At 61.8% G+C, this 24880-nt stretch carries 26 protein-coding genes; 21 read left to right on the forward strand and 5 right to left on the reverse strand.

What is annotated here, in order from left to right; all coding sequences use genetic code 11:
* Window positions 1-93 precede the first annotated feature (93 nt).
* The 3 genes from HMPREF2537_RS08735 (at window position 94) to HMPREF2537_RS08750 (ending at window position 2609) form a co-directional block, all read left to right on the forward strand.
* The gene (locus HMPREF2537_RS08735) at window positions 94-405 is read left to right on the forward strand and encodes a hypothetical protein (protein WP_070527861.1); all 312 of its coding nucleotides are present in this window, start codon (window positions 94-96) and stop codon (window positions 403-405) included.
* Window positions 405-2033 (forward strand): zinc metalloprotease, encoded by a 1629-nt coding sequence (locus HMPREF2537_RS08740; RefSeq protein ID WP_070527864.1) that lies wholly within the window; start codon window positions 405-407, stop codon window positions 2031-2033. Before HMPREF2537_RS08735 ends, HMPREF2537_RS08740 begins: the two co-directional genes overlap by 1 nt.
* A 357-nt stretch (window positions 2034-2390) precedes the next feature.
* A complete protein-coding gene (locus HMPREF2537_RS08750; RefSeq protein ID WP_070527870.1) occupies window positions 2391-2609 on the forward strand; it encodes a hypothetical protein in 219 nt (72 codons plus the stop codon).
* A 73-nt stretch (window positions 2610-2682) separates the two neighbouring features.
* On the opposite strand, the gene HMPREF2537_RS08755 is transcribed toward HMPREF2537_RS08750, so the two are convergent.
* Window positions 2683-3504, reverse strand: a complete 822-nt coding sequence (locus HMPREF2537_RS08755; protein WP_070527873.1) for a dienelactone hydrolase family protein — start codon at window positions 3502-3504, stop codon at window positions 2683-2685.
* Between the two features lie 168 nt (window positions 3505-3672).
* Between HMPREF2537_RS08755 and HMPREF2537_RS08760 the strand changes: the two genes are divergently transcribed.
* The 11 genes from HMPREF2537_RS08760 to HMPREF2537_RS08810 all read left to right on the forward strand — a co-directional run bounded on the left by HMPREF2537_RS08760 (window position 3673) and on the right by HMPREF2537_RS08810 (window position 15272).
* Window positions 3673-5634 carry a PTS mannitol transporter subunit IICBA gene (locus tag HMPREF2537_RS08760; protein ID WP_210383645.1) on the forward strand — a complete coding sequence of 654 codons (1962 nt, stop codon included), beginning with the start codon at window positions 3673-3675 and terminating at the stop codon, window positions 5632-5634.
* On the forward strand, window positions 5634-6812 hold the full coding sequence (locus HMPREF2537_RS08765; RefSeq protein ID WP_070527880.1) for a mannitol-1-phosphate 5-dehydrogenase: 1179 nt from the start codon (window positions 5634-5636) through the stop codon (window positions 6810-6812). Before HMPREF2537_RS08760 ends, HMPREF2537_RS08765 begins: the two co-directional genes overlap by 1 nt.
* A gap of 11 nt (window positions 6813-6823) precedes the next feature.
* Window positions 6824-8695: a glutamine--fructose-6-phosphate transaminase (isomerizing) gene (glmS, locus tag HMPREF2537_RS08770; protein ID WP_070527883.1), complete on the forward strand. Its 1872-nt coding sequence runs from the start codon at window positions 6824-6826 to the stop codon at window positions 8693-8695.
* 31 nt (window positions 8696-8726) lie between these two features.
* Window positions 8727-9824: an alanine racemase gene (gene alr, locus HMPREF2537_RS08775; protein WP_198531333.1), complete on the forward strand. Its 1098-nt coding sequence runs from the start codon at window positions 8727-8729 to the stop codon at window positions 9822-9824.
* Complete coding sequence (tsaE, locus tag HMPREF2537_RS08780) at window positions 9814-10278, forward strand: tRNA (adenosine(37)-N6)-threonylcarbamoyltransferase complex ATPase subunit type 1 TsaE (protein ID WP_070517432.1); 465 nt, start codon at window positions 9814-9816, stop codon at window positions 10276-10278. The genes alr and tsaE overlap by 11 nt, the downstream gene beginning before the upstream one ends.
* A 1-nt stretch (window position 10279) precedes the next feature.
* A complete protein-coding gene (locus HMPREF2537_RS08785) occupies window positions 10280-11872 on the forward strand; it encodes an aspartate:alanine exchanger family transporter (protein ID WP_070517434.1) in 1593 nt (530 codons plus the stop codon).
* 97 nt (window positions 11873-11969) lie between these two features.
* Entirely contained in the window at window positions 11970-12515 is a 546-nt protein-coding gene (locus HMPREF2537_RS08790) for a hypothetical protein (protein WP_070517436.1), read from the forward strand.
* Entirely contained in the window at window positions 12515-13207 is a 693-nt protein-coding gene (gene tsaB / locus HMPREF2537_RS08795) for a tRNA (adenosine(37)-N6)-threonylcarbamoyltransferase complex dimerization subunit type 1 TsaB (RefSeq protein ID WP_070517439.1), read from the forward strand. Before HMPREF2537_RS08790 ends, tsaB begins: the two co-directional genes overlap by 1 nt.
* On the forward strand, window positions 13204-13719 hold the full coding sequence (locus HMPREF2537_RS08800) for a GNAT family N-acetyltransferase (protein WP_070517440.1): 516 nt from the start codon (window positions 13204-13206) through the stop codon (window positions 13717-13719). The genes tsaB and HMPREF2537_RS08800 overlap by 4 nt, the downstream gene beginning before the upstream one ends.
* Complete coding sequence (tsaD, locus tag HMPREF2537_RS08805; RefSeq protein WP_070527886.1) at window positions 13713-14765, forward strand: tRNA (adenosine(37)-N6)-threonylcarbamoyltransferase complex transferase subunit TsaD; 1053 nt, start codon at window positions 13713-13715, stop codon at window positions 14763-14765. Before HMPREF2537_RS08800 ends, tsaD begins: the two co-directional genes overlap by 7 nt.
* A gap of 78 nt (window positions 14766-14843) precedes the next feature.
* Complete coding sequence (locus tag HMPREF2537_RS08810) at window positions 14844-15272, forward strand: hypothetical protein (RefSeq protein WP_070527889.1); 429 nt, start codon at window positions 14844-14846, stop codon at window positions 15270-15272.
* A 34-nt stretch (window positions 15273-15306) separates the two neighbouring features.
* Here the strand turns inward: HMPREF2537_RS08810 and HMPREF2537_RS08815 are convergent, their stop codons facing one another.
* Together HMPREF2537_RS08815 and HMPREF2537_RS08820 are read right to left on the reverse strand one after the other, a co-directional pair.
* Window positions 15307-15942 carry a response regulator gene (locus HMPREF2537_RS08815; protein ID WP_070527893.1) on the reverse strand — a complete coding sequence of 212 codons (636 nt, stop codon included), beginning with the start codon at window positions 15940-15942 and terminating at the stop codon, window positions 15307-15309.
* Window positions 15939-17069, reverse strand: a complete 1131-nt coding sequence (locus HMPREF2537_RS08820) for a sensor histidine kinase (protein WP_070521551.1) — start codon at window positions 17067-17069, stop codon at window positions 15939-15941. Before HMPREF2537_RS08820 ends, HMPREF2537_RS08815 begins: the two co-directional genes overlap by 4 nt.
* 112 nt (window positions 17070-17181) lie before the next feature.
* Between HMPREF2537_RS08820 and HMPREF2537_RS08825 the strand changes: the two genes are divergently transcribed.
* The 5 genes from HMPREF2537_RS08825 (at window position 17182) to HMPREF2537_RS08845 (ending at window position 22085) form a co-directional block, all read left to right on the forward strand.
* Window positions 17182-17787 carry an ABC transporter ATP-binding protein gene (locus HMPREF2537_RS08825; RefSeq protein WP_070521548.1) on the forward strand — a complete coding sequence of 202 codons (606 nt, stop codon included), beginning with the start codon at window positions 17182-17184 and terminating at the stop codon, window positions 17785-17787.
* A complete protein-coding gene (locus tag HMPREF2537_RS08830) occupies window positions 17771-19045 on the forward strand; it encodes an FtsX-like permease family protein (RefSeq protein ID WP_070527896.1) in 1275 nt (424 codons plus the stop codon). The genes HMPREF2537_RS08825 and HMPREF2537_RS08830 overlap by 17 nt, the downstream gene beginning before the upstream one ends.
* A 140-nt stretch (window positions 19046-19185) precedes the next feature.
* Window positions 19186-19485 carry a co-chaperone GroES gene (gene groES / locus HMPREF2537_RS08835; RefSeq protein WP_167595557.1) on the forward strand — a complete coding sequence of 100 codons (300 nt, stop codon included), beginning with the start codon at window positions 19186-19188 and terminating at the stop codon, window positions 19483-19485.
* An 18-nt stretch (window positions 19486-19503) separates the two neighbouring features.
* Complete coding sequence (groL, locus tag HMPREF2537_RS08840) at window positions 19504-21120, forward strand: chaperonin GroEL (RefSeq protein ID WP_070527899.1); 1617 nt, start codon at window positions 19504-19506, stop codon at window positions 21118-21120.
* A gap of 419 nt (window positions 21121-21539) precedes the next feature.
* Entirely contained in the window at window positions 21540-22085 is a 546-nt protein-coding gene (locus tag HMPREF2537_RS08845; RefSeq protein WP_246820278.1) for an ABC transporter, read from the forward strand.
* A 41-nt stretch (window positions 22086-22126) separates the two neighbouring features.
* Here the strand turns inward: HMPREF2537_RS08845 and HMPREF2537_RS08850 are convergent, their stop codons facing one another.
* Window positions 22127-22426: a WhiB family transcriptional regulator gene (locus HMPREF2537_RS08850; RefSeq protein ID WP_070527902.1), complete on the reverse strand. Its 300-nt coding sequence runs from the start codon at window positions 22424-22426 to the stop codon at window positions 22127-22129.
* Between the two features lie 396 nt (window positions 22427-22822).
* Between HMPREF2537_RS08850 and HMPREF2537_RS08855 the strand changes: the two genes are divergently transcribed.
* Both HMPREF2537_RS08855 and HMPREF2537_RS08860 read left to right on the forward strand, forming a co-directional pair.
* Window positions 22823-23440: a sigma-70 family RNA polymerase sigma factor gene (locus tag HMPREF2537_RS08855; RefSeq protein ID WP_070446495.1), complete on the forward strand. Its 618-nt coding sequence runs from the start codon at window positions 22823-22825 to the stop codon at window positions 23438-23440.
* Window positions 23441-23545: 105 nt separating this feature from the next.
* A complete protein-coding gene (locus tag HMPREF2537_RS08860; RefSeq protein WP_070527904.1) occupies window positions 23546-24376 on the forward strand; it encodes a hypothetical protein in 831 nt (276 codons plus the stop codon).
* A gap of 85 nt (window positions 24377-24461) precedes the next feature.
* Here the strand turns inward: HMPREF2537_RS08860 and HMPREF2537_RS08865 are convergent, their stop codons facing one another.
* Entirely contained in the window at window positions 24462-24836 is a 375-nt protein-coding gene (locus HMPREF2537_RS08865) for a DUF5319 domain-containing protein (RefSeq protein WP_010189463.1), read from the reverse strand.
* Between the last annotated feature and the right edge of the window lie 44 nt (window positions 24837-24880).

Genomic DNA, 24880 nt, shown 5'->3' on the forward strand with positions numbered 1-24880 from the left:
TTTTTGTGGGGTGGCGTGGGAACCGGAGGGGATGTTTCTCAGTCCAATAAAAGCAGGAATCACTGTTTGTTGTGGACGAGAAGGAGGGCGCACATGCCCGACGTATTTTTTGATGAGGATGAAGCCACGCGGCTTCTCGACGCCGTCGTGGACCAAACCCGTGCCCAAAGTGACGCGCACCGCGGGGATAGGCCGAATTTTCCCCAGTCATCAGCGGGCCGGGATTTTGGCGGGCATGGTGCGCAGATTCAGGCGCTATTGAGCCGGCTCCATGAGCGTGGTGCGTGGCGGTTGGAGAACATATCGGCCACAGCGGATGCCGCGCGCGAACAACTGCGTGCTTTCGGGGACGTGGACCGCGGCCTCGCCGGGCAACTCGGTGACCAGGAAGCAGGGGTGAATTGATGTCCACGATGGTCAAGTCACTCTTGGGTGATTATTCACAAGCGGTGTCCCAGTTCCAGGCGGCAAGCCGAGGAGGCTATTCCGGGCCCAGCACGCCCATTGGCTTGTTGGGGGACATGGTGGGGTCGGTCGATGGGATTAACCCAGGCGACTTGGTTACGAACACTGCGTCGGCGATGGGTGCTCGCCGCCCAGGGCGCGGTGGTAACGGGTTGCGGGAATTCCTTCTCGGTACGGTTCTATCGCTGGCCGGGGGAGCGATCATGGATCATTTGCGCGGCGTGCAAGACGATTTCGACAAGGAAAGGGACGAAGCCGATGATTTGGTGGAATCCGCGCAGCAGTGTTCGGATGCCATCGAAGACGTCGTTGATGTTTCTGATTCCGCGGTGGCAGAGCTTATCTCTGCTGTGATTCCACTGATTAACATTTTGACCATGCTGTTGCAGCGGCACCCTCTGGGAAAGGTCATCATCCCGGTGATATCGCGCATTGGTGGGGAGCTTATCGATCAGACGAATGACACCATCACTCAAACGTGCCGGGACCGCGATACCGCCATTGAGAATTGCTATGACGAGTTTGAACGGCGCTGCACCGAGGTGTGCGAGCGGGAGCTGCCGGAAACCCCGCCAGAGCCCGAATGCGGCTGTGAGGAGAAGCGGAAAGAGTGCCCGCAACCTGAGCCTGAACCTTGTGCACCGGCCCAGCCGTCACCAGCTCCGGCCCCGTCCACACCGTCTCAGCCCACACAGCCAGCCCAGCCTTCGGCGCCAGCCGCACCGCAGCAACCTGTAGATCCGAAACCAGAAACACCGGTGGCACCACCAGAAAAGCCGGAGCCCACCCAGCCCGCCACGGTGCCTGAAAAAGACTGCCCACCGGTTGAAGAGAAGCCACAGCCGGCGACGCCGTCTGAGCCGCACAGTGTGCCGACTGAACCTGCTTCGACTACACCAGAAGAGGAGCACACGCCGTGCCGCTGTAATGCAGAAAAGGAAGCACCGTCGTGTGACTGCAAAGAGCACCAGCGTGAAGTAGGAACCACGAAGCCTGCCGATGCGGGGGTGGAGGTTCCCACCGAGCCTGTCCAACAGGAAGTGATTGACTGCCCTGAAGAGCCAGTAGGAGGCGAGGACTGTGAGGAGCCAGAGCAGCCACCAGTTGCGGGAGAATGTGAGTGCAAGCCTGAAGAATCCTGCTGTGGAAGCTTAGGCCTGCTTGGCGTGGGGGTGGCCATTCTGGGGCTGGGGCTTTTGGCTGAGGCCGCTGTGGACTTCGTGGAAAACCTTCCGGAGCCGGAGCCTCTACCAGAGCCTGTGCCTGAGCCAGAACCGCAGCCGGAGCCAGACCCCTGCCCACCGCCCGCGCCAGAGCCTGCTCCTAACAACGGTGTTACGCCGCCCCCTCCAGAGCTGAACAACGTTCCTGAGCCGGAAGCACCACCGGAGAAGCTCGCTCACATGCAGGCAGCGGAAGCGCCGGCGCCACAACCGGCCCCGGCACCAGCACCTGCACCTGAGGCAGTACCAGGTCCGGCCGCTGAGGCTGAGGCCACGCCAGAAATGCCCCCGCAAGAAAGTTCAGAATCCTCCTCCGTACACGCACGAAAGGCAGGGCAGTGGTAATGCCGCACAATGATTTCGATGAGTTCGCGCGCGGATTTCGCGAGCGCACAGCTGCACGGTTGCTGGAGTTTGAGAAGGCCATGGCTAAAGCACAAGATGAGCTGGAAAAATCTGCGCAGCGTGCAGCCCAAGCCCAAACGCACGCGGAGACGCAGCGGCGGAACCCTGCTTCTAGGAGCGGGGCGCACAGTCAAAGTCAGGGGCAGGGGCGAGGCCGCCCGCGCGGCCAAGTGCAATCAGTACTCAGGCGCGGGTGACACGGAAGCCGGGAAACTTCTCTGTGCGCCAGCAACCCCAGGTGTTACTGTGGCGTGAGTAGCCGCTGCACGTATCAAGCAAGGTTTGGGAGAAGACCGCATGACAGTTCCTTGGCTTTATGACGTCTTGTGGGGTGTTCTTCCTATGCTGTACCTCTTGGTGGCTTTTATCGTGCTTGGCATTGAGATTAAATGCGACAGAGATATGGCCCACATAAAGCTGTGGACGGCCGCGCAGCTGCTTCTGCCGGGCATTGCACTTATTGCCTGGCTTTTCATTGAGGTTCCTCGGCTAAAACGACTAAAGCAGGACGGATAACTGATCGTCCTGCTGTCGTCGAGGCCTAGTTGCACCCTGTGGTGCTACCTGGTTGAAACGCTTCCTTGTCGTGCTAGAAACCTGCGCGTTTGGTGAGGTCCTCGCCGACGAAGCTCTCGACGCCCTTGGCGGAGGCGTCGGCAGCCGCAAAGGCGTCATACTTGGATTCGCCAGCCAGGGTGGACAGCAAGAAGCCGGTGACTAGGCCGCGGGCGGTCTCGACGGCGGAACCCTGGAAGAAGCCGGAGCCAAGCGCCAACTTGAAGAATTTATCCTCGCTGAAACCGGACTGCGTGCCCTTTGCAATTTCTCGGTAAGCCACCGGGCCGCCCCAAGCATTGGCCAGCTTCGCGGGATTACCGGCGCGGAAGATATCATCCTGGCCTGCGCCAATAACGAGGCCGTGGGCCTGAACAGCGTGCGCCGCCTGGACCGCGGATGGGGAGGTATCGGCGGGGTAGAGGGCCGCGACGGCGCGGACCTTAGGGTTATCTACGGCAGCCAGGGTGGCTACGCCGCCGCCCATGCCGTGGCCAAAGACACCCAGTTTGGAAGGGGACACCGAAATCTTTCCGGCACCCAGCCGGACACCAGCGGCAATCTGCAAAGCCGATTCGAGGTCGGCAGCCAAGTTGCGGTGCTTGGCAAAGACACCCGTCTCCGTATCAGGAGCAACCACCACGATGCCCCAGCTGGCCAGGTGACGCAGGGTGGCGTGGTAGTTCTTGATGCTCTTCGTCCAGTCGTGGGCAAATGCCACGGCGGGAAGACCCTTGCCCTCAACCGGGGTGTACACCTTGCCCTCTAGGCCTGCATAAGACAGGTCCCCGACGAGGACGCGGTGCGGGCCGCGCTTGGACAACGTACCGAGATGCTTCTTCAAATTCGCAGACACGCTTTACAGAATAGAGCAAAGAATGCCCGCACAGGTGGAATGCGTCGTCGCTTGGGTGAATCAAGCTATGTGAAAAGCACTCAAGGTAATAGGATCAGAAACTGAAACTCTCCAATCGTGCGCGGGCCTCATGCGCGCGCACCCAGCCACAAGTAAAGGAAGATGCGCATGGCTGAGACACAACAAAACAAGGGCGGTGCACGAGTCGCTGTCCAAAAGTTCGGAACGTTCCTTTCTTCGATGATCATGCCGAACATCGGCGCCTTCATCGCGTGGGGAATTTTGACTGCTCTCTTCATTCCGGACGGGTTCTTCCCGAATGAAAAGATCAACACAATGGTTGGCCCAATGGTGACCTACCTGCTGCCGATTCTCATCGCATTCACCGGCGGCAAGCTCGTACACGGCGTGCGCGGAGGCGTCGTCGGCGCCATCGTCACGATGGGTGTCATTATGGGAACGTCAGCACCGGAGTGGATCGGTGAGGACGGTCATGCGTCGCCGATGTTCCTTGGCGCGATGATTTGTGGTCCTCTGGCTGCATGGCTTTTCAAGAAGCTTGAGTCACTGTGGAACGGCAAGGTTCGACCCGGTTTCGAAATGCTCGTCGATAACTTCTCTCTGGGCATCTTTGGTTTCGCCGGAGCTATTGCCTCCATGTACCTCCTGACTCCCGTGATGAACCTGATCATGGACTTGGCAGGTCGAGCGGTTGAGTTCCTCATTACGCACAACCTGTTGTGGTTGACCTCGGCATTGATTGAACCTGCGAAGGTGTTCTTCCTGAACAACGCCATTAATCATGGCGTGCTCACTCCGCTCGCAACGGATCAGGCGTCACAAGCCGGCAAGTCGGTTCTTTACCTGCTGGAAGCAAACCCAGGTCCTGGCCTAGGTATCCTGCTCGCTTTTATGGTGTTTGGTGCCGGTTCTGCCCGCGCGACCGCTCCGGGCGCGGCATTGATTCACTTCTTCGGTGGTATTCACGAGATTTACTTCCCCTACGTTCTGATGCGCCCGCAGTTGCTTCTTGCAGCCATCGGCGGCGGCATGACGGGTGTTGCGATTAACACCATCATGGATGTGGGGCTTCGTTCTCCGGCGGCACCGGGGTCCATTCTTGCCATTTACGGCACGGTTGCCTCTGATTCCTACTTGGGCGTGACCATCGCTGTGGCGGCCTCGACTGCAGTCTCGTTCGCTATCGCTGCGCCGATTCTGAAATTCACCAAGGGTGAGGATGACCTCGACAAGGCTACGGCAGACATGGAGGCTATGAAGGGTAAGAAGTCGTCGGTTGCAGGAGCCCTGACTGCAAAGTCTGCTGAGAATGCTCCAGAGATTCGGAATGTGGTCTTTGCTTGCGATGCCGGCATGGGCTCTTCCGCAATGGGCGCTTCGGTGCTTCGGAACAAGATCAAGGAAGCCGGTTTCGGCGATGTCGTTACCGTAACCAACTCGGCGATCAACAATCTCAAGGATGATTATCAGCTGGTCGTTGTTCATCAGGATTTGGCAGAACGCGCCAAGCCAGCTACTCCTTCGGCAATCCATGTTGCCGTGGACAACTTCATGGCATCGCCTCGCTACGACGAAGTCGTGGACCTTATCCGCAAACAGCAATCGGGTGCCACCGCAGCGGCAACTGAAACCGAGATGGCACGAACGATCGCGTCCGAGTCCTCTGAGTCCGCCGGTGAAGAAGTTCTGAGCCTGGACACTATCGTGCTCGATGGACACGCAGCTGACCGGGAAGACGCAATCAACCAAGCTGGTGCATTGCTCGTCTCTGCCGGCGCAGTTGACCAAGCCTATGTGGACGCGATGCATGAGCGTGAGAAGTCCGTGTCCACCTTTATGGGAAATGGCCTCGCCATCCCGCATGGCACCAATGAAGCCAAGGACTCCATCAAGAAGTCCGCTGTTTCCTTCATCCGACTCGATGAGCCCGTAGACTGGGGCGGCAAGCCCGCTACCTTCATCGTTGGTATTGCTGGTGCTGATGGTTCCCACCTCAAGACGCTGGCCAAAATTGCCAAGATCTTCGGCAAAGCTGACACCGTGGAGCAGCTGGAAAACGCCGCGACGAAGGAAGAAATCCTCACTATTTTTGAGAAGGTGAACAAGTAATGACGACCAAGAAAGCACTGCACTTTGGAGCAGGAAATATCGGTCGAGGATTTGTCGGCATCATCTTGCACGAGGCAGGTTATGAACTAGCCTTTGCAGATGTTGCTGCCCCTCTTATCGATTCCCTCAATGAGCTTGAGTCGTACACAGTGCACGAGGTGGGAACCGGCGCTCGCGATGTCCACGTCACTGATTTCTCGGGAGTTAACTCCGCTGAGGACCTTGAAGGCCTTTACTCAGAGATCGTGGATGCCGATCTCATCACGACTGCCGTTGGGCCTACCGTGCTACAGCTCATTGCTCCTTCTATCGCTGAGGGCCTGAAGCGTCGAGCAGCAGCAGGCAAAGGCAAGGTCGCGGTCATGGCTTGTGAGAACGCGATCAACGCTACGGACGGGCTCAGCGCGGCCATTCGAGAGGCTTACCCCGAGGCTGATGAGATTGCATTCTTTCCCAACACAGCAGTTGACCGCATCGTGCCGAACCAGGAGCGTCGCACAGGCAGCGAAGCGCTCGACGTAGTCGTCGAAACCTACCATGAGTGGGCAGTGGAATCCGGGCCATTTAAAGCTGCAGGTCTTGAGATTCCAGAGATCTCAGGAATCACGTGGGTGGATGACCTTGCGCCCTACATTACGCGCAAGCTGTTCACCGTCAACACCGGACATGCTGCGACTGCTTACTTCGGAAAGCAAGCAGGAATTTCTACCATTGCGGAAGCATTGGCGCAGAAAGAAATCCAGGACAAGGTCGCCGCGGTTCTGGCTGAAACCAAGCAACTCATCGTTGAAAAGTTTGACTTTGATCCCGAGGTTCAGCAGGCCTATGTAGAGAAGATTCTGACACGTTTCCAGAACCCTGAGCTGCCCGATACCACCGACCGCGTTGGGCGTGCCCCGCTGCGTAAGATTTCGCGCAATGAACGTTTCATCGGCCCAGCCGCCGAACTGGCAGAACGCGGCCACGGGGTAAAAGCTCTCGTCGAAGCAGTGTCGGCCGCGCTGGCATTTGATGTGCCCGAAGATCCCGAATCGGTGGAGTTGCGCAAGCGTCTAAAGGAAGTTGCAGGTAACCAAGAGGCTACAAATAAGCTGGTTACTGAGCTGACCGGAATTGCCCCGGAGCACCCTCTCTTTGCAGCTTTGTCCCAAGTATTTGCACGTGAATCGGTGAGGTAGGCTCAATAAATATGTGTGGAATTGTTGGATATGTAGGTCCCGTTTCTGGAGACCATGATTACTACGCCCTAGACGTTGTGCTGGAGGGCCTGCGCCGACTGGAGTATCGCGGCTATGACTCAGCAGGCGTCGCAATGTACGCCGATGGCGAGATTGGCTGGCGCAAGAAGGCCGGAAAGGTCGCTGCGCTGGAAGCTGAAATCGCTGCGCGTCCGCTGAAGGATTCCGTCCTGGGCATCGGCCACACCCGCTGGGCTACTCACGGTGGCCCGACCGATCTGAACGCCCACCCGCACGTGGTGGATGGCGGCAAGCTCGCCGTCGTGCACAACGGCATTATTGAGAACTTCGCTGAGCTCAAGAGCGAGCTGGAGGGCAAGGGACACAACTTCGTGTCCGAGACCGACACCGAGGTAGCCGCCACCCTTCTGGCAGATGTGTTCCACAATGAGGCCGGCGGTGACCTCACCAAGGCCATGCAACTGACCGGTAAGCGCCTGGAGGGCGCGTTCACCCTCTTGGCTATTCACACCGAGCAGGCGGACCGCATCGTGGCTGCGCGCCGCGATTCGCCGCTGGTCATCGGACTGGGTGAGGGAGAGAACTTCCTGGGTTCGGACGTCTCCGGCTTCATCGACTACACCAAGTCCGCCGTGGAGATGGACAACGACCAGGTCGTGACCATCACCGCGGATGACATCGAAATCACCGACTATGAGGGCAACCCCGCCCAGGGCAAGCCTTTCGAGATCAAGTGGGATGCCGCCGCTGCCGAAAAGGGTGGCTTCAACTCCTTCATGGAGAAGGAAATCCACGACCAGCCGGCAGCCGTGCGCGATACGCTGCTGGGCCGCCTCGACGAGACCGGCAACCTGATCCTCGATGAGATCCGCATCGATGAGTCGGTGCTGAAGTCCATCGATAAGATCATTGTCATCGCCTGCGGCACTGCCGCCTACGCTGGACACGTCGCACGCTACGCCATCGAGCACTGGTGCCGCATCCCCTGTGAGGTGGAGCTGGCCCACGAATTCCGCTACCGCGATCCGATCGTTAACGAAAAGACCTTGGTTGTGGCCCTGTCCCAGTCGGGCGAGACCATGGATACGCTTATGGCAGTGCGCCACGCCCGCCAGCAGGGCGCCAAGGTGATTGCCATCTGCAACACCCAGGGTTCCTCCATCCCGCGCGAGTCCGACGCCGCCTTGTACACCCACGCCGGACCGGAGATCGCTGTGGCCTCCACCAAGGCCTTCCTGGCGCAGATCACCGCGACCTACCTGCTGGGCCTCTACCTGGCACGTCTGCGCGGCAACATGTTCTCCGATGAGGTCAACTCCGTCCTCGAGGATCTGCGTGATATGCCCGATAAGGTTCAGGCAATCATCGACAACGAGCAGCAGGTCTATGACCTGGCCAATGCCATGGAGAACGCCAAGTCGGTGCTCTTTCTGGGCCGCCACGTCGGCTTCCCGGTTGCGCTGGAGGGCGCGCTCAAGCTCAAGGAGATTGCCTACCTGCACGCGGAGGGCTTCGCCGCCGGTGAGCTCAAGCACGGCCCCATCGCGCTGATTGAGGAAGGCCAGCCGGTCTTCGTCATCGTGCCTTCCCCGCGTGGCCGCGATTCCCTGCATGCCAAGGTCGTCTCCAACATCCAGGAGATCCGTGCCCGCGGTGCCATCACCATCGTCATCGCGGAGGAGGGCGACGAGGCCGTCGAGGCCTACGCCAACCACATCATCCGCATCCCGCAGGCGCCGACCCTGATGCAGCCGCTGCTGGCTACTGTTCCGCTGCAGATTTTCGCCTGCGGTGTAGCCACCGCCAAGGGCTACGACGTGGACCAGCCGCGCAACCTGGCGAAGTCGGTGACCGTCGAATAGCGCGGTAACACCAAGTGGCACAATAGTGGGCATGTTGAAAACCACCGTTGACCTCAACGCTATTGCCCACAATGTTGCCCGCGTGAAGGAGGCGGTGGCCCCGGCCCGCCTCATGTGCGTGGTCAAGGCGGATGCCTATGGCCACGGCATCGAGCGCTGCGCCCCGGTGATGGCGCAAGCTGGGGCGGATGCCTTCGGGGTGGCCACCTTGGCTGAGGCGGTGGCCTTGCGGAAGGTGATTGATACTCTCCCCATCGCTGCCTGGCTGTGGGAGCCGACGGAGGACCTCGCCCCAGCCCTTGCCGCTGAGATCCAGATCGGCATCCCTTCGCTGGCGCACGCCCGAGCACTCATCGCCGCCGAGACCCCCACCGAAGTCTTCGTGATGGTGGAGACGGGGATGCACCGATCGGGCGTCGACAAGCATGCGTGGGAGGAGACCTTTCGCCTGCTTGCCGACGCCCCCCACATCACCGTCCTAGGCCTCATGTCCCACTTTGCTTGTGCGGACGAGCCGGAGCACCCGCACAATGATCATCAGGAATCGGAGTTCCGCCAGGCCCTAGCACTCGCCCGTGAGGTGGGGCTGGAGTGTCCGCTGAACCACCTGGCGAACTCGCCCGCGGCGTTGACGCGCCCCTCGGCTCGTTTTGAGCAGGTGCGCGTCGGACTGGCCCTGTATGGGCTTGAACCAGTCGCTGGGCTCGACCATGGGCTGGAGCCTGCCATGACGTGGGAGGCGTCCGTCGTCGCAGTGAAGCCGATTTCGGCGGGGGAGTCCACCTGCTACGGACTGACCTGGACCGCGGAGAGTGAGCGCGAGCTCGCCACCGTCAGCGTGGGTTATGCCGATGGCCTGCCGCGCGCCTTTCAGGGGGCGCTCCAGGTAGGCATTGGTGGTGAGCTCTACCCGCAGGTGGGACGGGTCTGTATGGACCAGATTGTCGTCGACCTCGGCTCTAACCCCCACGGAGTGCGTGCCGGGGACACCGCCGTTATCTTCGGGCGCGGCGGTATGAGCGCCACAGAATTGGCTGAGGCAACCGGGACCATCAACTATGAAGTGGTGTGCCGCCCCACAGGGCGCACCGAGCGTACATACCGCGAAGGAGCTAGCGATGCGCAGTGATTTTCCACACGAAGGACGCCGCGAGGCAGCCACACCGGAGCACGCCCAGGCCCTCGGCGAGGAGTTAGGTGCGGCTCTGGAGGCCGGGGACCTGGTTATCCTCGACGGCCCTTTAGGTGCCGGGAAAACCACCTTTACGCAGGGCATTGCCCGGGGAATGCAGGTGAAGGGGCGGGTGACGTCGCCGACCTTTGTCATCGCCCGCGAGCACCCTTCCCGCGTAGGCGGGCCGACGTTGGTGCACGTGGATGCCTACCGCCTCCTTGATCATTCTGAGGATCCGTTGGGGGAGCTGGACAGTCTAGACTTGGACACCGAAATAGAGGATGCTGTCGTCGTCGCCGAGTGGGGCGGGGGCTTCATGGAGCGGCTTTCTGACGCGTATCTTGCTGTGAGAATCAACCGCGATTCGGATGATGACGTCCGCGTATTTACATGGAAATGGGTGAATTAACGTGCTGGCTTTTCTTGCTGAACAGCCCCTGCTGACGCTCTTTCTGATCATGGCGGTGGGACTGGCCGTGGGCAAGATCAATGTCTTCGGCATCTCGCTCGGCGCCGCCGCCGCGATGTTCGTGGCCCTGGGACTGTCCGCTGCCAACCCGGACATCGTGGTCCCGGCCTTCGTGTATCAATTTGGCCTGGCCATCTTCGTCTACGTCATCGGCCTGAACTTCGGCCGCAGCTTCTTCGAAGATTTCCGCCGGCGAGGATGGAAGATGTCCATGGTGGTCATCGTCTTCTTCTTCCTTCTCGCGGGGCTGACAACCCTGGCGATGCGCATGTTTGACCTGGACCCGGCGATTAGCGTCGGCACGCTCGCGGGATCGCTAAGCTCGACGCCGGGTATGGCAGCGGTCGTCGAAGCCCTGGGCGGCGACAGCACCCCGGTGGTGGGCTATTCCTTGGCTTACCCTGGCTGCATCATCGGAACCATTCTGGTGGCCGCCATCGGCGCGAAGATGCTGCGCGTGAACCACGTTGAGGACGCCCGCGCCGAGGGCATGATTGCGGAGCCGCTGGAGTGGCGGGCAGTGCGCCTGACTCGCGACTTCGACGCAACGGTAGGGGAGCTGCAGGAGGTGACTGGCGAGCGCGTCATCGCTACCCGCCACGTCAACAATCCGCACAACCACAACCTGGCCTATCCGGAGCTGCCGCTGCGCGCGGGCATGGAGCTCTTGCTCAACGGCACGGCACCAGCGCTTGATAGCGCGATCTCCCAGCTCGGTGAGGAGATCCACCTCAACCTCCACGAGGAGGATGGCCTGGTCTACCGCCGCCTGACCGTGTCCAGCCCACGCGTTGCGGGCTACCAGCTCAAGGACTTGGACACGGTCAAGGAGGGCTTCCTCATCGCGCGCGTGCGCCGCGGTGACTCGGATGTCGTGCCGAACGAGGAAACCGTCCTGCATTACTCGGACCGCGTGCGCGTTATCACCGCGCCGGGCAGGCTTGACGACGTCCGCCGTTTCCTCGGCGACTCCGAAGCCAAACTCGGCAACGTCGATCTCTTTCCCTTTGCTCTTGGCCTCTTCATTGGTCTGCTCTTCGGCGCTATCCCGATTCCGCTGCCAGGTGGCACGACGCTCTCCTTCGGCTTCGGCGGCGGCCCCATCGTCGTCGGCCTCATCCTGGGTGCGCTGGGCCGCTCGGGCCCGATTAACTGGCAGCTTCCTTTCCACGCCAAGCAGACAATCTCCACGCTGGGCCTGACCTTGTTCTTGGCGGGCGTGGGTACGTCGGCAGGCGGCCAGTTCCGTGATGCGCTGTCGGATCCGACCTCCCTGAAGTACATGGGCGTGGGCATTGTGCTGTCGCTGGTTTCCGCCATCGGCATCGTCGCGGTATCGATGCTGGTGCTGCGCCTGAAGTTTGATGAGTCGATGGGCATCGCCGCGGGTATGACCACGAACCCGGCGATCATGGCCTACCTCAACCCCCAGACCGGAACCCAGCTGGCAGAGCGCGGCTATGCCACCGTGTACCCCACGGCGATGATCGGCAAGATCCTCATGTGCCAGGTCCTGGCACTGCTGATCGTTTGATCCCTTTTCGGTGCCGGAAGGGCCAGTCAGGGCCGCGGTAGGGCGGTCGCGTAGGATATCCCCGTACGGAACTCCCTATTATTAGGAGCACATCCCCATGAATAAAATCGGCCAATTCATCACGACCGTCGTCATCGGCGGCTTTGCCATCGTCCTTGGCTTGCTCATCGCGCTGTCCATGACCCGTTCGCCGGAGGAGCCTTCCTCGACGTTGGGTGAAGCCTTGGACACGTATCCGAAGAACCTGAGCTTCTCCGCGCTCTTGGTCCCCGACGTCTACGGCCAGGATTGGATTGCCGGTCTCGTCGTCTGCCCGGGTGCTACGGAGCAGCAGCTTGGGGAAGGCGGCGTGGATGTCGCCGGTATCGACTTCGTCGACGGCAAGGTGGCGGAGGATGAGAACTACTTTGTCACCGTCAGCGTCAATCAGGAGTATCAGGTGGAGAAGCTGAACCGCTCCCAGGTGGATCTCTGCTCCGGCGTCCTCGAGCAGGTAGAGATGGCCAAGGCCCAGGGCCAGGACGCTCCGCCGCTGCGCGGCATTCAGCCTGGCGAGCCGCTGCAGTTCCTGCGCGGTGATGACCAGATGTTGCAGCAGGGTGCTGACAATGAGGACGCTCCTGCCTGGCAGTTCGTGGGCTAATGAAGGTTCTCGCACTCGATACCGCCACCACGGATCTGGTCACGGGCATCGTTGACACCGACACCGGGGAGAGCATCGACCGCGTCATCAGTGGTACGCGCGCCCACAACGAGCAGCTCATCCCTACCATCGAAGAGCTGCTTGCCGACGCCTCTCTGACCTATGCCGACCTCTCCGCCATCGTTGTCGGCACGGGGCCCGGACCGTTCACCGGCCTGCGCGTGGGCATGGCAACCGCTTCCGCCCTGGGAGTGGCCCTTCACCTGCCGGTACATGGTGTGTGCACCTTGGACGCCATCGCGCACGGGCGCACGGGGGAGTGGCTGGTGGCTATCGACGCTCGCCGCAAAGAGGTCTACTGGGCCACCTATGTGGACGGCGAGCGCCGTAGCGGCCCCAACGTATCGAAGCCGGAAACCCTTGATCTGAGCGCCGCCGGACTCGCGAGCCCAGCGAGTGCGCTTCTGGTTTTCCCAGAATCTATTGCTCCACGTTTGCCGGAGGACATCGCTGACCTTCCCAGCGAGTGGGCTACCCCGCGCGCAGAGGGTTTGGTTGCCTGCGCTGACTTGTCCGCTGAACCCGAGCCGCTCGTCCCGCTCTACCTACGCCGCCCCGATGCCGTGGAGCCGAAGGCCAAGCCGCGCTCGGCCGCCTTGGTCGGCGGCAACGAGGAGACACCGGCATCATGAGGCTGCGGCCACTAACGTCTGCGGACGCGTCGCGCTGTGCCGAGTTAGAGAAGGTCCTTTTCCCCGGCGAAAGCCCATGGCAGGCGCGAGCCTTCGAGCAGGAAATTGCGGCGGGGCACACCACGTACTGGGCGGTTGACATGAATGTCAACCGCGATGACCATAACGACAACCGCGATGACCATAACGACAACCGCGTGGAAGTTCTCGGTTACGCCGGCGTGGGGCGGATGGGACCCGCTGCCTGGCCGGAGTTCGAAATCCGCACCATCGGCGTCGACCCCGCAGCCCAACGGCAGGGCATCGCGCGGCTGATGATGGACGCCATCGTCGAGCTTGCAGATTCCCACGATGCGCCCATCTTCCTCGAAGTGCGCGTGGGCAACGATCCGGCCATTCGCCTCTATGAGGCTTATGATTTTGTCATTAACGGCCTGCGCCGCAATTACTACCAGCCCTCCGGCGCGGACGCCCACACCATGTACCGACCACGAAAGAGTGAGAGATGTTAATCCTCGGCATCGAGTCCTCCTGCGACGAAACCGGCGTGGGCATCATCGAGCTGTCTGATAACGGCCACATGGAGATCCGCGCCGACGTCGTCGCCTCCTCCATGGAGCAGCACGCCCGCTTCGGCGGCGTGGTGCCGGAGATTGCCTCCCGCGCTCACCTCGAAGCCATGCCGCAGGTGATGAAGGCGGCGTTGGAGGAGGCGGGCGTCGAGAAGCCCGATGCGGTGGCCGCCACCGTGGGGCCGGGACTGGCCGGCGCGCTCCTCGTCGGGGCGTCGGCAGCCAAGGCCTTCGCCTCCGCGTGGGGCGTGCCCTTCTACGGCGTCAACCACCTCGGCGGGCACGTCGCGGTGGCCAACCTGGAGGGCGAGGAGCTTCCGCACTCGGTGGCGCTGCTCGTCTCCGGTGGCCACACCCAGCTGCTCGAGGTCGAAGCCGTGGGCAAGCCCATGAAGGAACTGGGCACCACGCTTGACGACGCCGCCGGCGAAGCCTACGACAAAGTCTCCCGCCTCCTAGGGCTGGGGTATCCGGGAGGGCCGGTCATCGATAAGCTGGCCGCCCAAGGAGAGCCCACCATCGATTTGCCGCGTGGTTTGTCCAAGGCCGAGGACCTGCGCGGGCCCAACCGCCACAACTTCTCCTTTTCCGGCCTCAAAACGGCAGTAGCGCGCCACGTGGAAAAAGCCGAGCGCGAGGGCGCGACGGTCCAGGTTGAGGACCTGTGTGCCTCCTTCCAGGAGGCGGTGGCTGATGTGCTGACCGTCAAGGCTGTGCGCGCCTGCCAGGACACTGGCGCCAAGGTACTGCTGCTCGGCGGTGGCGTGGCGGCGAATTCGCGGCTGCGGGCTCTGGCGGCGAAGCGCTGCGAATCCGCGGGAATCGAGCTGCGTGTGCCGCGCTTCAAGCTGTGCACCGACAACGGCGTGATGATCGCGGCGGTGGCCGCCCAGCTCATTCACGAAGGCGCAGAACCCTCCGGCCTGGCATGCGGGACCGATACGCAGCTTGAGGTGGAAGTGCCGCTCGTGGCCGCCGCGCGCTAGCGGATGCGCAACCCCCAGGGTTCCGGTAGTGTGATGACCGATAATCGTCCGGCTCACACACAAGGAGCTCACACCGTTATGACCACTGGATTCCTCGTTAACCCCGATCTGTCCCGCCGCACCATCGAGTTTGAGCTCGAGCACGCAAATCAATTCCTCGGCGGCACCACCGAGGATCGTGTCTCTGTGGCCTTCCAGGATGATGGCCAGACCTACGCGGCGCTGTTTAACCCGAACGCCAAGGCTGAAGGCGCCGACCCGAACCCGGTGGCTTCCCTGGCGCGCAATGCAGCTGCGACCGGCAATTCCGCCTTCTTGCAGGACCCAATCCGTTCCATCTGCGGTCCGGTTATCTTCGTTGCTGCCGACGGTGACGACAAGAACATCGACGAGGTCGCCGAGGCCGTGGAGCACGGCATCCGCGCGGTGAAGAACTACCACGAGGACAACCCGGAGGAGTACCAGCTGTGGCGCGCGGCTGTGCTGAACTCCCACCGGCAGGTCTAATTCCAGCCCTTGTTTGTAGGGCCTCAGCGCTTTTCTAGCGCTCGGTGTGGCGCAGCCATGCCAATACGGCCTTCACCCGCCGGTTGGAGTCCTCGGGTCGAAACCCGAGCTTTATAAATACACTGGAGACATGCTTGCTTACTGCTCCGGAGGTAAGGACGAGCGTGTCTTCAATGTCTTTATTGCTCAATCCTTGGGCCATAAGCCCCAGTACTTCCCGCTCGCGAGCGGTGAGCCGGGCTAGACCAGTGTGCCTTGCAGAAAGCAGCGCCGTGACCACCTCTGGGTCCACCACGGTGCCGCCGCGGGCGACATCGTCAAGCGTGCGCACGAATTCTTCAACATCAGAAACGCGCTCCTTGAGTAGGTACCCGAATCCGCCGTGCTCCAGGAGGCGGTCGAGATAGCTTGCCGCTACGTATTGGCTCAGCACCACCACGGGTTGGGTGGGGTCGGCTGCCCGCAGATCGTGCACGGCTTGAAGCCCGTCATCGGTCATCGTGGGCGGCATGCGCACATCGCTGATAATGAGGTCGAAGTCTTCCTGCACTGCGATGGCGCGCAGTGCTTCGGCATCTGTGACCGCCGTGACGCTATGACCGAGAGCACCGAGTAGTTGCTCCAGACCCGCGCGCAGGAGCGCGGAATCTTCTGCGAGTAGTAACTTCATTCCGCCTCCTTCAGCGGTAGTTTGACCAGCAGCTGGCCGCCGCCTTTACCCGTAGCATTGGTGCTATCAGCACCAAAGGTTACTGTGCCGCCGAGTGCAGCAGCACGCTCACGCAGCCCGGCGAGGCCCGTGCCCGAACCCACAGCTGCACTCTCACCGTCCGGCTCTTTGGCCGTGGGGCCCATGCCATTATCTACGATTTCTAGGCGCAGCATATCCCTAAAAGCGACCGTTACCACGGCTTCGGTGGCTGCGCCGTGTTTAGAGGCGTTTGTGAGCGCCTCGGCGACTGCATGATAGGCCAGCAGTGCTGTGGTCTCGTCTATCGAGCTCTCAGCGCCCTCTACGCGAAGTGTGGTCTCAAGCCCGGAATGGGCGAGTAACTCGTCGAGGGCGGGGATAAGCCCGTCGTCGAAAAGCACCTGCGGCGCAATGCCACGCACTGTCGCCCGCAATGAAGCCAGAGCCAAAGAGGCATTATGTTCTGCGTCAGTCAAGGCCTGCTGTGCCTGGGGCGGGGCTTGTAGTTTTGCCGCGGCCAAGTTGAGCTTGAGCGCAGTGAGGTACTGCTGCGGGCCATCGTGCAGTTCGCGTTCGATGCGGCGGCGCTCGCCGGAGAAGGCATCGATAAGCGTGGCACGCGAGGCCGCCATTTCCTCGGCCGAAGGACTCAATGCCAGTCGGGTCAGCGAGACCGACGCTGAGACCAAGAGGCGGTTGAGACCTACCAGTAACAACACAAGCAACAGAGCAGCCAGCCAGCAGGTTAAGAAAATAAGCGGTCGGTTGGAGGTGGACCACTCGCCAACGGAGAACTCGGCCTTAGGTACGAATGGCGCTATCGCTAGCACACCCGCTGTGAAACCCAGGGCCGTCCACGCGGTAAAGCATGCAGTCGAAATCAATAACTGCAACACGAGGTGATAGAACTGCTGCCAATCAAACCATCGATCTGCGCGCCGGGGTGGAATTTCCACGCCCATCCACTGCGCGCCCAACCGGCCGACAAGTTCCGCGGCGCGACCCACCAACGGGATCCACGGCAGCATCAGCACCGAAATCACCAAGGTTGGGATACACAGCATGCCGAGGAGGAGGCTCCACGCACAGGCTTTGAAGGTTCGCATAGTCTTCGACCCTATCCGCCATGCCGGTGGAAGGGCAGTGGAGCTAGCTCCACCATTTTTCGGGCAGCCCGCCCCATGTCATTGTTGTGCGTGGCCGAGTGGAATCAAAGGCATGTTAAAAGCAGAAAACCTTAGTAAGCGCTACGGCCGCCGCACCGTGCTCAATCGCGTCAATGTGTCTATCGCCCCAGGCGAATTCGTTGCCATCATGGGGCCATCGGGAAGCGGCAAAACCACGCTCCTGAACCTGTTATCCGGGCTCGATAAGCCCACTTCCGGCCGAGTCAACGCGCCGGGGCGCAAGCAGCGTGCATTTGTATTCCAAGACTACAACCTGCTGGAATCCCTCAACGCGCAACGCAATGCCACCTTGACGGCGCGCTTTTCCGGCCGGCGCCCTGCACGCGGCCGTGTGGCAGAGGTCTTCGATTCGCTCGGTCTCGCTGGATTGGAGAGCCGCCTGCCCGCACAGCTTTCTGGTGGGCAGCAGCAACGCGTGGCTGTCGCCCGGGCATTGCTGGCCCAAGCGCCCTATATCTTCGCTGACGAGCCCACGGGCGCGCTTGACGACGCCACCGCTTCCACCGTCCTTTCCCACCTTCACGCCGTTGCCCGCGATGGAGCCAGCGTGATCATGGTGACTCACTCGCACCTTGCCGCCGAGGCGGCCGACCGGGTCATTTCCTTGGAGGAGGTGGCCCATGCTGGTGTGGCTTAAGGACTTACAGTCCAATTGGCTATCGTGGCTGGCCGTAGCGCTGACCCTGGTGGTGTCTTCCACCTCGTGCACCCTAGCGCTAGCCATGCTGGTCGCTTCCCCCGGAGCCGAAGAAAACCCCGCTGGGCCTCTGGGCGGCACAGTGCTGGGCATGTCACTGTGCGTGGTAGTGCTGGTGACGCTCTCGCAGATGCGCCTTATCATCGCTGAGCGCGAGCCGGTCTACCGTTCCTGGCGCATGGTGGGCATGCCTGGGTGGATGATCCTGATTTTCATTCTGGGCCAAGTCGCGGTGGTCAGCGCGGCCGCCGGATTTCTTGGTGTGCTGCCGGCCCGTCCACTGCTCGCGCCGTGCGTGCGCGCCCTGCGCAGCGACGGCATCCCTTTGCCAGACATTGCGATTACAGGCCAGGTCGTTGGTATTGCGATAGTTGTCTGCATGTCCGCGGCCCTAGTCGGAGCGCTGCCTCCACTGCGCCGAGTCTTTCGGCCGCACGCCACCGCACACCCGGCGTGGCTCATGGTGAAATTCCTGCTCGCGTCCGTTGCTGTCGGCAGTACGGTCTATGGATGCCTACACATTGATGATCCCGGCGACCTCCTCTCGGCCGAGATGGGCTTGGTCATCCTTGTCGCGCTCTTTTTGCCCTGGCTTATGCCCGTCCTGGATCAATGGACCCGCGCGGCCGGCATCGCTGGGGCTAATGTGCGCGTGCGCCGAAGCTTTTCCACCCCGCACATCGTGCCGTGGGTGCTCGTCGGCGGCTTTATCGTCGCCGTCGGCTCGGGCCTGCGCTTTGGGAACGACGCAGGCGCCGGAGGCACCCTGTCCTCGTGGCAGGCCTTCCTCGCCCTTTTGGGTCCAGTCTTCGCACCTAGCATCGTGGGCGCCGTGCTTACCTCGCTGCTTATGCACGGGCGCATCGCGGCCGATATTCGTGGCCTCACCTTGGCGGGCGCCGCCCCCTCGGCCTGGGCGCGCGTGCAAGTGGGGGAGGCGGCGTGCCTCACCCTGACTGCGGCCGGCGTGGTCTGGGCGCTGTGTTTGGCGACGCTCCTGCCCCTCCAGCACCTGCTCACCCCACAGGCTTCCTTCGGTCGAACGCTGGTAGAGGAGTTGTGGTGGCCGTCCTTCGCCGTAATATTCGGCGCAATGTTTATTGCCCTGGGCGTCGTCAAGCTGGCGTTGGCCGGCTTTGTACACACCCGAGCCGCGTCGTTCGCGGAGGGCGAACGGGTTAGCGGCCCACAACGTTGAGGGCTAGCAGTCGCGAGGGTAGAGTGCTAGGCAGGTTGTTTTGACCCACAGTTGTTCACCCGCGACGACGGCTGTGCTGGACACCCACAACCGGCACGCGCGCGTCCACGTGGACGCGCACTAGGAACACTTTGGAGGAAATCATCATGGCAAACATTAAGCCGCTGGAGGACAAGGTCCTCGTCCAGATCGTTGAAGCTGAGACCACCACTGCATCCGGCCTGGTTATCCCGGACTCCGCGAAGGAGAAGCCGCAGGAGGCCACCGTCGTCGCTGTCGGCCCGGGCCGCACCAACGACAAGGGCGAGGTCGTCCCGGTTGGCGTCAACGAGGGCGACACCGTCATCTTCTCCAAGTACGGCGGCACCGAGCTGAAGTACGACGGCCAGGAGTACCTCCTGCTGTCCGCTCGCGACCTGCTCGCAGTCATCGAGAAGTAAAAGTAGGCGATTAACCCTATGCCAAAGCTGATTGCATTTGACCAGGAGGCCCGCGAGGGCATCCAGCGCGGTGTAGACACGCTGGCCGACGCCGTCAAGGTCACCCTCGGCCCGCGCGGCCGCAACGTCGTGCTGTCCAAGGCTTTCGGTGGCCCGACCGTCACGAATGACGGCGTCACCATCGCCCGCGACATCGACCTCGATGATCCGTTTGAGAACCTTGGCGCCCAGCTGGTGAAGTCCGTGGCCGTCAAGACCAACGACATCGCCGGTGACGGCACCACCACCGCCACCTTGCTGGCCCAGGCGCTCGTCTTTGAAGGTTTGCGCAACGTTGCCGCCGGCGCTAACCCCATTGAGCTGAACAAGGGCATCGCCGCGGCGGCTGAGAAGGTCGTCGAGGAGCTCAAGAAGCGCGCCACCCCGGTGAACTCCTCCGCGGAGGTCTCCCAGGTTGCCACCGTGTCCTCCCGCGATGCGGAGGTCGGCGAGATGGTCGCCGGCGCGATGGACAAGGTGGGCAAGGACGGCGTCGTCACCGTCGAGGAGTCCCAGACCATCGAGTCCACCGTGGACGTCACCGAGGGCATTTCCTTCGACAAGGGCTACCTCTCCCCGTATTTCGCGACGGAGGAGGAGACCTACAACGCCGTGCTTGACGACGCCGCCATTCTCCTCGTCCGCAACAAGATCTCCTCCCTGCCGGACTTCCTGCCGCTGCTGGAGAAGATCGCGGAGTCCTCGCGCCCGACGCTGATCATCGCTGAGGACATCGAGGGCGAGCCGCTGCAGGCGCTCGTGGTGAACTCCATCCGCAAGGTCCTCAAGGTTGCCGCCGTGAAGTCCCCGTACTTCGGTGAGCGCCGCAAGGGCTTCATGGATGATCTGGCTGTGGTTACCGGTGCTACCGTCGTCGACCCGGAGGTTGGCATCAACCTCAAGGAGGTCGGCCCGGAGGTTCTCGGTTCTGCCCGCCGCGTCACCGTGTCCAAGGAGGACACCGTGATTGTGGATGGTGCCGGTACCGCTGAGGCCGTCGAGGAGCGCCGCGAGCAGATCCGCCGCGAGATCGAGCGCACCGATTCCACCTGGGATAAGGAGAAGCTCGAGGAGCGTTTGGCCAAACTGTCCGGTGGCGTTGCCGTCATCCGCGTTGGCGCTGCTACCGAGACCGAGGTCAACGAGCGCAAGCTGCGCGTCGAGGACGCCATCAACGCCGCCCGCGCGGCCGTTGAAGAGGGCGTCATTGCTGGCGGCGGCTCCGCGCTGGTCCAGATCTCCCAGGAGCTCGAGGCTTTCGCCGAGGGCTTCGAGGGTGAGGCCAAGATTGGTGTGCTGGCGGTGGCTCGCGCGCTGACCCGCCCGGCCTACTGGATCGCCGAGAACGCAGGCCTGGACGGATCCGTCGTGGTCGCCCACGTTGCCGAGAAGGCCAACGGCGAGGGCTTCAACGCCGCCACCCTGGAGTACGGCAACCTGCTCGAGCAGGGCATCATCGACCCGGTGAAGGTCACCCACTCCGCCGTGGTCAACGCCGCTTCCGTGGCCCGCATGGTGCTCACCACCGAGGCTTCCGTTGTGGAGAAGCCCGCCGAGGAAGAGCCGGCACAGGCTGCGCACGCGCACGCGCACTAGCAAGTGCGCGTGGGAAGCAGGAGCTTCCCACATAGCCATAAGGAATTCCCACATAGCCATAAGGAATTCCCGCGTAGCCGCAAGGAAGGCCCGTCGCCCGCATCCCTCGCGGGGCGCCGGGCCTTCGCCGTGTCTGGGGCGGGGGAGCCCTTGCCCCTCAACGACGGCGCCATCATTTACCCCGGCATGAAGGTCGGCTCGTGGATGTGGCGCGCCTACGCCGAGTCCGGGCTGTATCCGGCCGACGTGCCGGTCCAGAAGCGTGATCTCTATGAGGCCGAGATCAAGGTCAAGGTCGGCGGCGTCAACATGAGTTACATGGGGCTGGTTACGCGCCTGAAGACGAACGTGTTGAGTAGTCCCTACAGGCACGTGCTTGCCTTTGTCCAGCACGCAGTGGTCTTTGTAGATTGCCCGGAGTGCCACGGCACGCGCTTGGCGCAGCACGCGCGCGAGTCCTACTTCACTTCAATGGCGTCTCCATCGCGGACGTCTGCGACATGGAGCTTGCCGACGCCGCCGCATGGCTCCGCACCATCAACTCACCCCTTGCCGTGGCCCCGCTACGCGGGTTGGAGGCGGCCCTGGATTTGGGGTTGGGCTACCTGACTTTGGGGCAGCCGCTCTCGACGCTCTCCGGCGGCGAGCGCCAGCGGCTGAAGCTGGCGGTGCGGTTGTGCGACCGGAAGGCGACTGCGGACATCATCGTGCTCGATGAGCCCACCGTGGGCCTGCATCACAAAGACATCGACACCTTGCTGCGTCTTTTTGACACGCTTGTCGACGCCCACCTAACCCTCATCTGCGTCGAACACCACCGCGCCGTCCTGGCGCACGCCGATCACATCATTGATCTCGGTCCTGGCGCGGGCTCAGCCGGTGGCGAGGTTGTGGCGGCCTGCTCGCCGCGCGAGTTCTTAGAAACGGACACGCTGACCGCCCGCTACCTAGCGCAGGCCCTGTAAAACCGGCTGACGCTAGGGGAGCGGGAGGAAGAAGGAGCGGACTAGGCGCCGACGGTCGCGTGGGGGCGGCGCGAGCGCAAGGCAACGACGCGCTCGGATTCGCTCATGCCGCCCCACACGCCATAGGGCTCGCCGGATGCGAGGGCGTGTTCGCGGCACATCTCGATGACTGGGCAGGTGTGGCAAATAGCCTTGGCGCGGTTCTCGCGCTGGGCGCGGGCGCGGCCGCGCTCGCCGTCTGGGTGGTAGAACACGTCAGAGTTTTCCCCACGGCATGCGCCGTGTAGCTGCCAATCCCAAAAGTCCGTATTGGGCCCGGGGAGCAGGAAAGGCTGAGACACGTTCGATTCTCCTTATTCGTCAAAGATAGAGTGCCCAAGCTCAAGGCGTGCTGAGAGCGCGACCCAACACAGGGTGATAGTCCCGTGAGCGCTAGGGCGAAGTAAGACGAGATCGAAGTGTGTCTTCCCTTGGTGAACGGCGCGTTAAGCATTGCTGACATGCAGGTGTAACTAGTCGAAATGCCTCACTTTTACCCGGTATGACCTGCATTGAAGGTTAAGATGAACGATGAATGAACTTTTTCATCACAGCTCAAAGGCTGGGGAATGGACCCGTCGTTTCGGGTTTCGCCAAAAGGTTATGACATGATGTTCATGCAGAATATGTAGTAATGAATCAAACGCATTCATTAAGAAAAAGACTTTAGGCAGAAGAGCACAAGCAGAAGAGCAAGGATGGCAGTGGCTACACATGCTACAGGCGCAGGCGGCTCCTCAACAGCGGCGAAGCGCGACAGCGATAAGGAACTAGCAGACCTCGTTCCGCTAGCCGTCGACGGTAGCCGCCGTGCCTTGCAGCGCATCATGCGCATCATTCACCCACAGGTCCTGCGCTATTGCCGCGCACGCATTGGCGGCCACCGCCAGCCCACGGCAGAAGATGTGGCACAAGAGATTTGCTTGGCGGTGGCGACGTCGATTGGCACGTACAAGGACAAGGGCCGCCCGTTTATGGCCTATGTGTATGGCATCGCCGCCCACAAGGTGACTGACGCTCACCGGGCCCTCAGTCGCGACCACACACACCCGACGGAAGACCTTCCAGAAGACGCCGCTCAGGACGCTACCCCCGAAGAATCAGCCCTTGAAGTAGACGGTAGTAACAGAGTGCGGGCAATGCTCGATACGTTAAGTGACAAGGCCCGGGACATTATCATCTTGCGTGTGTTCGTGGGGCTGTCGGCAGAGGAGACTGCGGAAATTGTGGAGTCTACCCCTGGCGCAGTCCGCGTGGCGCAACATCGTGCACTTGCGCAATTGCGCAAATCCCTCGATTCGCACGAGACGTCGTGAACCAGCAGCGTGAACCAGTAGTTGGGCTAGCCCAGAGCTAGCAGTGAGCCATCGGTACTTGGCACCGACAAATTAAAATTTCTCTAATAAGGAAGGGAGGACATCATGGCAAAAAAGGACCAGCCTCAGCAGGGTGTCGCTGAGCAGCTGCAGCCTTTGGTCGATGATGATGCATTCCTCACCACTCTCTCCGAAGGAACGGATCCCTCCGATGGCGGTGATGAGTTGGCGGGTCTTCTGCTGGAGCTGCGCGGGGACGTCGAAAAGCAGATGCCCCCAGCCCCTCTCATCGAAGGCGCGGAGGAGGAGCCGGAGGTTATTTCCCTCGGCGCGGCACGTCGCCGTCGGAGCAAGCCATTCATGCACGGCCTCATTGGAGCGGCCGCAGCTACGCTGCTCATCGCAGGTACCGGAGCTGTGGTGGTCAACGCCGGACCGGGTTCCCCGCTGTATGGCGTGAACCAGTCACTCTTCGGCGCGGATGATCACGATGTGTCTGTGGTCGAGCTTGCCGGAACACTCGATGAAATGGAGAGGCGTTCCGCCGAGGGCGACATGGACGGCACCCGTCAGCTGCTTGAAGAAGCCCGGAAGATGGTGGATCAGGCCAAGCGGGAACGCGAGGCGGAGTCCCCGAGTGCGGCGAAGCAGCAGCCCCGCACTACGGTGACGCAGACGCAGACGGTGGAGAAGCCCGCCCCTGTAGAGGAGCAGAAGCCGCCGGAGCCGGAGACCGTCACGCAGACCGAGACTGCGGTCTCTACCGTCGTGGTGACCCGCACGGTATCGGCAGGCAATCCACTGGAGCCGCCGACGCAGGGCCAGCCGGAGCCGAGTCAGCCGGGTGGTGGAGAGCAGGCAACGCCGCCGCAGAATGACAACTCGGATGGCGCTGGGGATAGCGGCCAGCTCCCGCCGCCGCAGTTCCAGCAATAAAACCACGAAGAACCTCTTCCCTCCCACAGCAGGAGGAAAGAGGTTCTTTTTGTTTAACGCGCGGTAGTTTTACCGCGTAACCGCGCTAGTAGCGCGAATCCATACCGTCGAGGTAACCCACTGCATAATCCCACGGAACATAGCGCATCGGATCCGGCTCGGCGCCCGGCTCGTGCACGGGGGCGAGCTGGCCCGCCAGCGTGGCCTGCATGTTAGAGGCCATAATGTCCCACTCGTAGAAGTGGTTTTCCTCGCAGTCCTCGCAGAAAAAGAAGATGCCGTCGATGCCGCGCGGGCTCAAAACACGCGCAAACTCTTGGACCATGGCCAGATCATGAATGACGGCGAGACGGTCCTCCTCAGACAGCGGCTCGACGTGCTCATCCTCCTCGAGGAAGGAAGCTGGGTCGTTCGGGTCGTCCGCGAAAGGATCGCGGGGCATGTTGGCGAAAAAGTTCACGTCTGCGAGCCTATTGACTCCGTGCGCGCAAGGCAATTCCCTAA

The sequence above is a fragment of the Corynebacterium sp. HMSC074E01 genome (assembly GCF_001808885.1).
Lineage (GTDB): Bacteria > Actinomycetota > Actinomycetes > Mycobacteriales > Mycobacteriaceae > Corynebacterium.